The following is a 12,599-nucleotide window of genomic DNA, read 5'->3' on the forward strand; positions in this document are numbered from 1 at the left end:
CGCGCGCTCACGCGAGAAGTACACTCGGAGCGCGTGAACACTTCAGCTAAGGACTCCGCCACCGCACGCAAGCGTTTGTTGCTTATCGACGGCCACTCGATGGCCTTCCGGGCCTTTTATGCACTGCCCGCCGAGAACTTCTCCACCACCGGTGGGCAACACACCAATGCTGTGTATGGGTTCTTGTCCATGCTGAGTACGATCCTGGCGGAAGAGAAGCCAGACCACATCGCAGTGGCGTTTGATGTGGGGCGCAAGACCTTCCGCACCGAGATGTTCCCGGAGTACAAGGCGCAGCGAGAGGCTGCTCCTGAGGAGTTCGCGGGCCAGGTGGGCATCATTGATGATCTGCTGAACACACTGGGAATCACCACCCTGAGCGTGGAGAACTTCGAGGCAGACGACATTCTGGCCACGCTCACCACCGCCGCCGAGCAGCTGGATTATGACACCCTGATTGTCACCGGTGACCGCGATTACTTGCAGCTTGTCACCGAATCCACGACGGTTCTGTACCCCATGCGCGGTGTCTCCACGCTGCACCGGTTCACCCCGGCAGCGGTAGAGGAGAAGTATCACCTCACGCCCGCGCAGTACCCGGACTTTGCTGCACTACGCGGCGACCCGTCAGATAACCTCCCGAACATTCCAGGCGTAGGCGAGAAGACTGCCACCAAGTGGATCCAGCAGTATGGGGATCTGGAGTCGTTGCTGACTCACGCCGATGAAATCAAGGGCAAGGCGGGAAACGCCTTGCGCGAGCGCATTGAGCAGGTGCGCATGAACCGCAAGCTCACCCAGATGGTCACGGACATGTCGTTGGAGGTCGGCCCAGACGACCTCGCACCCCGGACAGCGAATGTCGCTGAGGTGGCCGAAAAGTTTGATGCGCTGGAGTTCGGCACCAACCTGCGCGAGCGCATTCTCGGTGTGGTGGCAACCGATAGTCAGGCCCCGGAGGTTAGCGTCGAGCTCTCTGACGTCGTGGTCGATGACGAACCACTGGATGCCTGGCTTAAGAAGCGTGCGGGCCAGGGTTTGGCACTGTTTGTGCAGGGAAGCGCCACTCCGGCTGGCGGCGATGCGACGAGCGCGGGAATCGTCGATAAGCAGCGCCACGCACTCGCCTTTCATTTTGCGGACCTCTCCCCGGCAGAAGACGCAGCCCTGCGCGAGTGGCTGGAGTCGGCTGACCCGAAGTATCTGCACTCGGCTAAGGCTGTCTATCACATGCTGGCGGGGCGCGGCATCGAGCTGAGCGGCATCGAGCACGACACCGCACTGGCGGCGTATCTGCTGCGTCCCGGGCAGCGCACCTACGAACTCAAGGACGTCTACCAGCGCCACCTGCAACGCCAGCTTCCGGAAGCCAGTGACCAACTGTCGCTTCTCGACGACGACACGACCCTGACCGACTCCGCCGCCGCCATTCTGGAGCTGGCCGAGGAACTGACTCGTAGCTTGGGCGACATCGACGGTTACGAGTTGTACCGCGAGCTGGAGATTCCGCTGGTAACGGTGCTGGCCCGCATGGAGGCCGTGGGAATTGCGGTGGACGTCGAGGTTCTTAATGAACAGCTAGAGAGCTTCACCGAGCAGGTTTCTGAGGTAGAAGCTCAGGCGCGCGGTCTGGTGGACATGCCAGAGCTCAACCTGTCGAGCCCGAAGCAGCTCCAGGAAGTGCTGTTTGACAAGCTCGATCTGCCCAAGACCAAGAAGACCAAAACCGGGTATTCCACTGCCGCCAAGGAAGTTGAAGCCCTGGCGGTGAAGAACCCGCACCCGTTCTTAGACGCGCTGCTTGCGCATCGCGAGTTTCAGAAGATGAAGTCCACCCTCGAAGGACTCATCAAAACAGTGCGCGACGATTCGCGCATTCACACCACCTTCAATCAAACCGTGGCCTCGACCGGTCGCTTGTCCTCGACCGAGCCCAACCTGCAGAACATCCCTGTGCGAACTGATGCTGGTCGCAAGATCCGCTCTGCATTCATTCCCGGCAAAGATTTCGAGTGTCTGCTGACCGCGGATTATTCGCAGATCGAGATGCGCGTCATGGCGCATCTGTCGCAGGATCCCGGTCTGATCCTGGCGTATCAAGAAGGGGAGGACCTGCATAACTTCGTCGGTTCGCGCGTGTTCGACGTCCCGATTGACCAAGTCACCCCGGAATTGCGTCGTCGGGTCAAGGCCATGAGTTATGGACTCGCCTATGGGCTGAGCGCCTTTGGTCTATCTCAACAGCTAGGGATTCCGGCGGGTGAGGCTAAGCAGATCATGAACAGCTACTTCGACCGCTTCGGCGGAGTGCGTGATTACCTCGCCTCCGTAGTCGACGAGGCCCGTAAGTCCGGATACACCGCAACAGTCTTCGGACGGCGGCGTTACCTGCCCGAGCTGACCAGCGACAACCGAGTAGCCCGCGACAACGCCGAGCGCGCCGCCCTCAACGCACCGATCCAGGGCACCGCCGCAGACATCATCAAGGTGGCGATGTTGCGCGTGGATAAGCAGCTCACCGCAGCGAAGGTGAAGTCCCGTGTGCTTCTCCAGGTCCACGACGAACTCGTCGTCGAAGTAGCTCCCGGCGAGCTGGAGAAAGTTCGCGAGATTGTCGAGCGCGAAATGGACGCCGCCATTAGCCTGCGCGTGCCCTTGGAAGTCTCGGCTGGTTCTGGCAAGAACTGGGAGGATGCAGCTCACTAACGCAAGGGGCGCTTCTCGACGCTGTGGATAACCACTCGCTCGCGAGGTTATCCACACATGCCTGCAGTCCTGACTTGGATTGGTGCGTTGGCTCACGCAGTCTCTTTTAAGCAATCACCCGTTTACATTGCTGCGAAAGAAGACTGACATGCCCGCACTTGCCATCGAAGAAAAAGTCCGCAAGCTCCTCGCGCTCGCGCGTGACCAGGAGGGCACACCGGAGGCTGACGCTTTCTACTCCAAGGCTTTTGACCTCATGGCCCGCTACGGGCTGGAGCAACACCAGGTGGAGCTGGGTTCTTCTGAACCCGACGTGGTTCACCGGACCATGGACCTCTCCGGTTCCTACACAGACATGCAGTTCGGCCTGCTGCATCACCTGGCTCAGGCCCTGCACTGCCGGGTCGTGGCGTCGAAGAAGTACCGCAGTACCGTTGTTCACCAGGCAAACCTGTTTGGCCTGCGCAGACACGTAGAGCGCGTGGAGCTGCTCTTTTCCGTGCTCAATGCCACGATGGTGGCCCAAGCTCAGACGGTTGGACGTACGGTGCGTGCCCGGCGGTCATTCATGCACGGGTTTTCCGTGGGCATCTTCCATAGACTCGCTGCCGCTGAGAGCCAGGTCGCCACCGAGTCAACCTCATACTCACTCGTGCTTATCAACGATTTCGAAAAAGCTACCGTTCTGCTCAACGAGTGGGCACGCGCACAGGGAATGTCTGTGGCCAGTTATACGAGTAGGCGAAGCAACCACGCCGGAGCTTTCGCAGCGGGAGGAGCAGCCGCCGACCGGGCAGACCTAGGCCAAACGAGGGTCTCAGGATTTAGGGCTCTGAGCGCCTAAAACGTTCGGGTCGACCAAATGATGCTTCCCGGGAAGATACGCCCTCGCAGGGGAGACCATTGCCCGAAGTTTTCTTCTAGGCCATCCGGCCACTCCGGCTCGATCACCTTCTCTACCCGGAAACCCGTTCTGGTCAGCACCGCTATCCAGTCGGCGAATGTTCGATGAAACTCGGCGTAGGTGATGGCGCCGTCGGCATCTCGCTCGATGTACTCCCGGTCGAAGTAGGACAGTGAAGCAACAAGTCCGTGTGGTCCGGGATCATCTGGGAAAACCCAGCGCATCGGGTGATTAACAGAGAAGACGAATGGTGCGTCCGGGCCGATGACCCGGTGAATCTCTTGCAGAGCAGCGTCTACATCGCGTACGAAGGGGAGCCCGCCAAAAACTGAGAAGGCGATGTCGAAGCTGGAATCTGCAAACGGCAAATGCAGGCAGTCGGCTTGGGCGAGTACCGGTCCGGACTCCGCGCCACGCAGCATTTCACGGGAAATGTCCACGCCCACGGCGAGTTGTGCTCCCTGGTTTGCTACCCACTGCGAACACGGCGCGGTGCCGCAGCCAACTTCCAGGACGCGGGCGCCCCGGACGTCGCCAAGCAAATGAACGTCAGCCTCGCGTACTCGTTCTGGGCACCAATGAAAGTCGGCGAGATAGTTTGCGTGAGCCTCTTGGTAGCGCTGTGCGTCCGAGTCCCAATGCTGGCGCCCGGCAAGGGAGATCGATTCCTGATCTGGATCAGTGGGGTACATGTGACTCCTGATAATTCAGCAAAAGAATACTGCCCTAGCGTTTGTCTCTAGCTGGGGAAATGAGGTAACCTTGGCAAGGCGTGTCTAGGTATCGGCGCGGTTGTGGATCGGATAGGAGGATCCCGGCGGCGTCCATGCGAGATTACCGCGCGTTCCTCACCCTGTTCATTGGGCCGGATTCGTGTGTGTAAGAGACACGGAACATGTCCATTTTCGACCTCCTATATTTTCCGGAGCACTAATACATATGCCCACTTCTAACACCCCTCAGGTTGCCATCAACGACATCGGCACCGCTGAGGACTTCCTCGCCGCAGTCGACGCGACCATCAAGTACTTCAACGACGGTGACATCGTCACCGGTTCTGTGGTCAAGGTCGATCACGACGAGGTTCTGCTCGACATCGGCTACAAGACCGAGGGCGTTATCCCGTCCCGCGAGCTGTCCATCAAGCACGACGTGAACCCCGACGAGGTTGTCGAGGTTGGCGACGAGGTTGACGCACTCGTCCTCACCAAGGAGGACAAGGAAGGTCGCCTCATCCTGTCCAAGAAGCGCGCTCAGTACGAGCGTGCTTGGGGCCGCATCGAGGAGCTGCAGGAGAAGGACGAGCCGGTCACCGGTACCGTCATCGAGGTCGTCAAGGGCGGCCTGATCCTGGACATCGGCCTGCGTGGCTTCCTGCCGGCTTCCCTGGTGGAGATGCGTCGCGTTCGCGATCTCGAGCCGTACATCGGCCAGGAGATCGAGGCCAAGATCATCGAGCTGGACAAGCACCGCAACAACGTCGTGCTCTCCCGCCGCGCATGGCTCGAGCAGACCCAGTCCGAGGTCCGCTCCGAGTTCCTGCACCAGCTGCAGAAGGGCCAGGTCCGCAAGGGCGTCGTGTCCTCCATCGTCAACTTCGGCGCCTTCGTCGATCTCGGCGGTGTCGACGGCCTGGTTCACGTTTCCGAGCTGTCCTGGAAGCACATCGACCACCCGTCTGAGGTTGTCACCGTTGGCGACGAGGTCACCGTTGAGGTTCTCGACGTCGATCTCGACCGCGAGCGCGTTTCCCTGTCGCTGAAGGCCACCCAGGAAGATCCGTGGCGCGTCTTCGCCCGCACTCACGCTGTGGGCCAGATCGTGCCGGGCAAGGTCACCAAGCTTGTTCCGTTCGGCGCCTTCGTTCGCGTCGAGGAGGGCATCGAGGGCCTGGTTCACATCTCCGAGCTGGCTCAGCGCCACGTGGATGTCCCGGACCAGGTTGTCAACGTTGGCGAAGAGGTCATGGTCAAGGTCATCGACATCGACCTGGATCGTCGTCGCATCTCCCTGTCCCTCAAGCAGGCCGACGAGGACTTCTCCGAGGAGTTCGATCCGTCCCGCTACGGCATGGCCGACTCCTACGACGAGCAGGGCAACTACATCTTCCCCGAGGGCTTCGACGCGGAGACCAACGAGTGGATGGAGGGCTTCGAGGAGCAGCGTGCTGCATGGGAGGCTCGCTACGCTGAGGCAGAGCGTCGCTACCAGGCACACTCTGCTCAGATCGAGCGCCACCGTGCCGCTGCCGCCGAGGCCGCAGCTCAGCCGTCCAACTACTCCTCTGACTCCGCTGAGGATGCTGCTCCGGCATCCACGGAGGAGCAGCCGGCCGAGCAGGCAGGTTCCCTGGCTTCCGACGCACAGCTCGCAGCGCTGCGCGAGAAGCTGGCTGGTAACTAAGCCTTAAACTAGGAAAATGGGTCCCACTTTTGTGGGGCCCATTTTTTGTTGCCTATTGCAAAGGGTCATCATTTACGGGTGAACATGAACATGGGGTAAATTCCGATACAGGTCATACCCGGTGACTGTTACGGGTCATGACATGTCACTATTTTCATATTCACAAGGTGGATCCATGGCTACAGGTACCACGTCCACCGCCCAGCACATTCTGGATAATCTGGGCGGTCCGGACAACATCACCAGCCTGACGCACTGCGCCACGCGCCTGCGTTTTCAAGTTGCTGACCCCACTCAGGTAGATAAGTCTGCCCTCGAGACTGATCCCAAGGTCCTGGGCGTCATGACTCAGGGAACACATGGCATGCAGGTGATCATGGGCGGAGGCGTTGCAGAGTACTACAACGCCATCAACCGTCTCGATGGCATGGGCGAGGAGCGCTCGTCCAGCACCAAGGCTGCCAGCTCCTCCAAGGAGTACGGCGGAGTCCGTGGCCGCTTTGGCTGGGTGGACTACTGCTTCGAGTTCCTCTCCGACACGTTCCGCCCCGTGCTATGGGCACTGCTGGGTGCGTCGCTGATCATCACCTCTTTGGTGCTGCTGGACACCTTCGGAGTACAGGACTTCCGTGCTCCTCTGGAGGAGCAGCCGGCAACCTTCCAGTTCCTGCACGCGATGTGGCGAAGCGTGTTCTACTTCCTCCCGATCTTCGTCGGTGCCACGGCAGCGCGAAAGCTAGGCGCCAACGAATGGGTGGGTGCGGCTATCCCCGCGGCCCTTTTCACCCCGGAGTTCATGGGAATGAAGGAGACTGCAGAGGTTCACCCCACCGCCGTGGAGGGCGTGAACACCTACGTCCAGCATGTGTTTGGCCTTCCCATGGTCATTCAGGACTACGGTGGACAGGTCTTCCCGCCGATCTTCGCCGCAATTCTTCTGTTCTTCCTGGAAAAGCTGCTGAAGAAGATTATCCCGTCTGCAGTTCAGATGGTCTTTGTTCCGTTCATCTCGCTGCTCATCATGATCCCGCTCACCGCCTTCGTGGTTGGCCCCTTCGGTATCGGCATCGGTAACGGCATTACGCACATCCTTTCTGCTATCAACGGTTTCTCCCCGTTCGTCCTGGCGATCGTGATCCCGCTGCTGTACCCCTTCCTGGTCCCGCTGGGTCTGCACTGGCCGCTCAACGCCATCATGATCATCAACATCAATACCCTGGGTTACGACTTCATCCAGGGCCCGATGGGTGCTTGGAACTTCGCCTGCTTTGGCGTGGTTACTGGTGTGCTGATCCGTTCCGCCATGGAGCGCAACCGCCCGATGGCCAACGTGGCCACGGGTGGCATGCTCGCCGGTCTGCTGGGTGGTATCTCCGAGCCGTCTCTGTACGGCATCCTGCTGCGCTTCCGTATGTCCTACGCACGCCTGCTGCCGGGCTGTGTCGTCGGTGGCATCATCATGGGGCTTTTCGACGTCAAGGCTTACGCCTTCGTCTTCACCAGCCTGCTGACCATTCCGGCCATGGATCCGTGGGGCGGCTACACGCTGGGTATTGCCGCGGCCTTCTTCACCTCCATGATTCTGGTCCTGGTTTTCGACTACCGCACCAAGGCCGAGCGCGACGAGGTCCGTGCCAAGCTGGCTGCTGAGCGCGAAGCAGCAAACCAGGCTGAGGACGATCGCGTCGAGGCTGCCGCGGCTGCCACCGCTGGTGGTGCAGCTGCTGCGGGTACGGCTCCGGTTGCGCGCGCGCTGGAATCTGGCGCGGTGACCGAGGTTCCTGCTCCGCTGGAGGGACGCGCTGTTGAGCTCAACGAGGTCCCGGATGAGGCTTTCGCTTCCGGAGCCCTGGGGGGAGGCGTAGCCATCGACCCCACCGGTGACACGGTGGTTGCTCCTGCGGACGCCACGGTGCTGGCCGTCCAGAAGACTGGCCATGCTGTTGGTCTGCGTCTCGACAACGGCATCGATCTACTCATCCACGTAGGTGTGGATACCGTGAAGATGAACGGTGAGGGCTTCGAAACCCACGTGGAGAAGAAGCAGAAGGTCAAGGCTGGCGATCCGCTGATCACCTTCGACCGCTCGGCAATTGAGGCTGCCGGTTACTCGCCGCTGACTATGGTCCTGGTCAGCAATACCAAGAAGTTCGCATCCGTCACCCCGCGTCCTGCGGATCACGTTGGAACTGGCGTTCCGGTGATTTCTGTGGCGGCCAAGCAGGAGGCGAACGTCTAGTCCTCCTCTTCGAGGATTCGCTCTCTGAGATAGGGGAGCGAGAACTCGAGTACTCCATGGCGGGGCGCGTGAATGAGCCCCGCGTCTAACAACGCACGACGGCGCATCGAAAGCGCCGTCGTTGTTGTTTTTAACTCCGATGCGATCTCTGCCACGCGCACGGGAGTCGAGCATGCGGCCATGGCTTTGAGGAATTCAAACTGGCTCGGGGAAATGTGGTGAAGCGCCGGAGCATGGACGTGGGAGTACATTCGCTGGATTGCTACCTCAGCGATGTCGTGCACGTGGGCACTCTCGATCGTCAGGCTTTCTGTGCGGGTAGCTCGGGCCCACGCTAGGGACCCCACCACCTGTAGCAGGTAGGGATAGCCTTTGACGAGTGTGACCACGTCGTCCAGAGCCTCAGTCGTGATCTGACGACCATGATCCTCGACAGTGGTGCGTACAGCCCGAGCTACGGCTTCATCCGACAGGGGAGTGAGAACGACGTGTTCCGCTCTCCGGAGGAAGGTCGTCCCGCGATGATTCAACATCGCGTGGATGCCTTCGGGCAGCCCCGCAGCAGCCAAAGCAATTTCGCGCTCGTCGCGGACTAGATCTTGCAGTGCTGTGGCTAGGGAAGCTAGGTCATCCGTATCGGCGGATTGGATCTCATCCAGGGTGATAAACACCCCCGCGTCGTGCTCTTCGGCGGCAGCCACAAGTTCACGCAGCGCTGTAATCAGGGTAGCTCGGGGAGTAGGCGTATCCACGACCTCAGTGCGAATTCCAACCCCGGCAACAGTTGCCCCGGTGATCTTTCGGCGGGGCGGAATGGGGTGGGAGTCCAAAGCACTCAAAGCGCGAGGAATTGTCACCTCGATGAGATCGGAGATCATGGCACGGTCTGGGTACGCGCGGATGACGACCCAACCGTTGCTGGCGGCAATGTTCTCAAACTCATTGAGAAGCACCGTTTTGCCGCTTCCCCTGACCCCACTAATCAACGTGGTACGCAGCGGGGATCCGATACCTTCCGCCAAAGCCAGATCAAACTCGCTGGTCAACTGCTCGCGGCCGGCTAGCTCCGTAGGGGATAGACCAAAATTGGGGCGGAATGGATTTTTCATGGACTCTAGTATAAACCGGTATAAATCTCACCGCGGGGTAGAATCCTGGCCATGAAGTTGATCGGCCTAACTGGAGGTATCGGCAGCGGTAAGTCCACCGTGGCCCGTCGCCTGGTAGAGCATGGATTCACCATCGTCGACGCGGATGCCATCGCCCGTGAAGTCGTCGAGCCCGGCCAACCCGCTCTCGCTGAGCTCGCAGAAGAGTTCGGAGCGGACATTCTCGATGAAGACGGAGCGCTACGCCGGTCCGTACTGGCGCAACGGGCATTCGCCACCGCAGAGGCCACCGCGGCGCTGAACGCGATCACCCACCCGCGTATTAGAGAGGAAACGAACAGGCAGTTCGCTGAGGCTGAGCAGTGCGGGGATCGCGTGGTCATTTACGACATGCCTCTGCTGGTAGAGCAAGGGCTCCACAATGACATGGATCTCACCGTCGTCGTAGACGTTGCCGCGGAAACCCGGGTGCGCAGGCTCGTGGAAAGCCGCGGACTGGAGGAGGACGATGCCCGACGGCGAATCGCTGCCCAGATCTCGGATGAGAAGCGTCGAGAAGCGGCAGATGTGGTCATCGACAACAACGTCGGGCTGCCGGAGCTTTACGCCCAAGTAGACGAGCTGGCAGCACGTCTTAGCTAGTTTTTCGGGGCTGCTTGGCTGAGCGCGCTACCCTGAGCGCTATGGCATTTGCAGCTGAACACCCCGTCATCCCGCATTCGGATTTCCGCCCGGTGGGCGAGGTGGAACGAAGCCGCGCGGCGTTTGAAGTCGTCAGCGAGTTCGAGCCTTCCGGTGACCAGCCCGCCGCGATTAAGGAGCTCGACGAGCGGCTCAAAAACGGGGAAGAGGACGTGGTGCTGCTGGGTGCCACAGGTACGGGTAAGTCAGCCACGGCTGCGTGGCTGATCGAAAAGCAGCAGCGCCCGACGCTGGTCATGGCACCGAACAAGACGCTAGCGGCCCAGCTGGCCAACGAGCTGCGGGCTCTTCTGCCCAACAATGCGGTGGAGTACTTCGTCAGCTACTACGACTACTACCAACCCGAGGCCTACATCGCCCAGACCGATACGTACATCGAGAAGGACTCCTCAATCAACGAGGACGTGGAGCGTCTGCGCCACTCCGCCACCTCCGCCTTGCTCAGCCGACGTGACGTAGTGGTGGTCTCGTCTGTCTCGTGCATCTACGGTCTGGGTACCCCGCAGTCGTACCTGGATCGCTCGCTGGTGGTGCGTGTCGACGAAGAAATCGACCGGGATCGTTTTCTGCGCCTGCTCGTGGACATCCAGTACGAGCGCAATGACTATGAGTTCAAACGAGGCGCATTCCGCGTCAAGGGCGACGTCGTGGACATCATCCCGGCCTACGAGGAAGTGGCGGTACGCATCGAGTTCTTCGGCGACGACGTCGACCGCCTCTACTACATTCATCCGCTGACCGGCGATGTCATCCGCGAGGTCGATGAGCTGCGCATCTTCCCAGCCACGCACTATGTGGCGTCAGAGGGGCGCATGGCCAAGGCCATCGAGTCGATTAAGGCGGAGCTCGCGGATCGCCTGCAGAGTCTGGAGAATCGCGGCAAGCTGCTTGAGGCCCAGCGTCTGCGCATGCGCACGGAGTACGACATCGAGATGATCGAGCAGGTCGGTTTCTGCTCAGGCATCGAGAATTATTCGCTGCACATGGATGGCCGCCAGCCAGGTAGTGCGCCCGCCACGCTCATCGACTACTTCCCGGAGGACTTTCTCACCATCATCGACGAGTCCCACGTGACCGTCCCGCAGATCGGCGGCATGTTCGAAGGTGATATGGCGCGCAAGCGCAACCTGGTCGAGCACGGTTTCCGCCTGCCCTCTGCCATGGACAACCGCCCGCTCACATTCGAGGAGTTCGAGGAGCGCGTGGGCCAAACGGTGTACCTATCCGCCACGCCCGGTAACTACGAGCTGGCGGCCAGCGGGGGCGAGTTCGTCGAGCAGGTCATCCGCCCGACTGGTCTGATCGACCCCAAGGTGACCGTGCGGCCCACGCAGGGCCAAATCGACGATCTGATCCACGAAATCCGGGAGCGCACCGCCAAGCAGGAGCGCATCCTGGTCACCACGTTGACCAAGCGCATGGCCGAGGACCTCACCGACTATCTGCTGGAAAACGGAATTAAGGTCCGCTACCTGCACTCGGACATCGACACCCTGCAGCGCGTAGAGCTGCTGCGACAGCTGCGACTCGGCGAGTTCGACGTGCTGGTGGGCATCAACCTTCTGCGCGAGGGCCTGGACCTTCCGGAGGTCTCGCTCGTTGCCATTCTCGACGCCGATAAGGAGGGCTTCCTGCGCTCGACCACCTCGCTGATCCAGACGATCGGCCGTGCTGCCCGAAACGTCTCCGGTGAAGTCATCATGTACGCCGATAAGGTGACCGACTCCATGCAGTACGCGATCGAAGAAACCGAGCGTCGCCGCGAGAAGCAGATTGCCTACAACAAGGAGCACGGGATCGATCCGCAACCGCTGCGTAAAAAGATTGCGGACATCCTCGACCAAGTCCGTGAGGCCCCGGTCGAGGAATCTGACCCTGCCAGCATCGTCGAAAAGCGAGATACGTCCTCCATGGCCGAGGGAGAGTTGCAGTCGCTTATCGACGATCTTTCCAACCAAATGAGGGCAGCCGCCGGCGACCTCAAGTTCGAGCTCGCCGGGCGTCTGCGTGACGAGATCGCCGATTTGAAGAAGGAATTGCGGGGCGTGAAGGAAGCCGGAATTTAGTACGCTTGTACGTCATGTACTCGTACTCGACCATCGTTGTTGGAACCGACGGCACGGACACCGCTGAGATCGCGGTACGCCACGCTGCAGCCCTTGCTCGAGCATTTGAGGCCAAGCTGATCATTGCGTGCGGATCTTATGGGAATAGCGGATCTCTGTTGAACTCCCCGAACCGGGAAGTGTCCACGCTGCCGGTGGTGAGCGAGGAGTTGGCTCAGGAGTATCTCACTTCGGCGTTTGCTGTGGCCAAGGACGAAGGTGTTGCGGACATCGAGCTGGAATGCATCTCCGCCACACCCGTCGATGCCCTATTGACCTGCGTTGATGAGCATGATGCGGACGCCGTTGTGGTGGGAAACCAAGGTGTGAACTCCCTGACTGGTCGCGTGTTTGGCAACATCCCCACGGAAACCGCACGCCGATCGACGGTCGACGTGGTCTTGGTAAATACACAGCGCTAAAATAGCTTC

At 60.3% G+C, this 12,599-nt stretch carries 9 protein-coding genes; 7 read left to right on the forward strand and 2 right to left on the reverse strand.

What is annotated here, in order from left to right; translation table 11 throughout:
- Positions 1-99: 99 nt before the first annotated feature.
- A complete protein-coding gene (gene polA / locus FHE74_RS01985) occupies positions 100-2,706 on the forward strand; it encodes a DNA polymerase I (protein WP_246049149.1) in 2,607 nt (868 codons plus the stop codon).
- 148 nt (positions 2,707-2,854) lie between these two features.
- Positions 2,855-3,550: a DUF2786 domain-containing protein gene (locus FHE74_RS01990; protein WP_139464744.1), complete on the forward strand. Its 696-nt coding sequence runs from the start codon at positions 2,855-2,857 to the stop codon at positions 3,548-3,550.
- On the opposite strand, the gene FHE74_RS01995 is transcribed toward FHE74_RS01990, so the two are convergent.
- On the reverse strand, positions 3,547-4,302 hold the full coding sequence (locus FHE74_RS01995; RefSeq protein WP_139464745.1) for a class I SAM-dependent methyltransferase: 756 nt from the start codon (positions 4,300-4,302) through the stop codon (positions 3,547-3,549). The genes FHE74_RS01990 and FHE74_RS01995 overlap by 4 nt on opposite strands.
- Positions 4,303-4,549: 247 nt before the next feature.
- Here FHE74_RS01995 and rpsA point away from each other — a divergent pair, with 247 nt between their 5' ends.
- Together rpsA and FHE74_RS02005 are read left to right on the forward strand one after the other, a co-directional pair.
- On the forward strand, positions 4,550-6,013 hold the full coding sequence (gene rpsA, locus FHE74_RS02000) for a 30S ribosomal protein S1 (protein ID WP_139464746.1): 1,464 nt from the start codon (positions 4,550-4,552) through the stop codon (positions 6,011-6,013).
- Positions 6,014-6,188: 175 nt separating this feature from the next.
- Positions 6,189-8,252, forward strand: coding sequence for a glucose PTS transporter subunit IIA (locus FHE74_RS02005; RefSeq protein ID WP_139464747.1), 2,064 nt, complete (start codon positions 6,189-6,191; stop codon positions 8,250-8,252).
- Here the strand turns inward: FHE74_RS02005 and FHE74_RS02010 are convergent.
- Positions 8,249-9,361 carry an AAA family ATPase gene (locus FHE74_RS02010; RefSeq protein WP_139464748.1) on the reverse strand — a complete coding sequence of 371 codons (1,113 nt, stop codon included), beginning with the start codon at positions 9,359-9,361 and terminating at the stop codon, positions 8,249-8,251. The two genes, FHE74_RS02005 and FHE74_RS02010, sit on opposite strands and share 4 nt — an antisense overlap.
- Before the next feature lie 51 nt (positions 9,362-9,412).
- On the opposite strand from FHE74_RS02010, the gene coaE reads away from it, so the two are divergent.
- Genes coaE through FHE74_RS02025 form a run of 3 tightly spaced genes read left to right on the forward strand, consistent with a single transcriptional unit; the run spans position 9,413 to position 12,590 of the window.
- Complete coding sequence (gene coaE, locus FHE74_RS02015) at positions 9,413-10,003, forward strand: dephospho-CoA kinase (protein ID WP_139464749.1); 591 nt, start codon at positions 9,413-9,415, stop codon at positions 10,001-10,003.
- A 41-nt stretch (positions 10,004-10,044) separates the two neighbouring features.
- Entirely contained in the window at positions 10,045-12,129 is a 2,085-nt protein-coding gene (gene uvrB, locus FHE74_RS02020; protein ID WP_139464750.1) for an excinuclease ABC subunit UvrB, read from the forward strand.
- A 14-nt stretch (positions 12,130-12,143) separates the two neighbouring features.
- Positions 12,144-12,590 carry a universal stress protein gene (locus tag FHE74_RS02025; protein WP_139464751.1) on the forward strand — a complete coding sequence of 149 codons (447 nt, stop codon included), beginning with the start codon at positions 12,144-12,146 and terminating at the stop codon, positions 12,588-12,590.
- Positions 12,591-12,599 lie beyond the last annotated feature (9 nt).

The sequence above is a fragment of the Corynebacterium tapiri genome, assembly GCF_006334925.1.
Classification (GTDB): domain Bacteria; phylum Actinomycetota; class Actinomycetes; order Mycobacteriales; family Mycobacteriaceae; genus Corynebacterium; species Corynebacterium tapiri.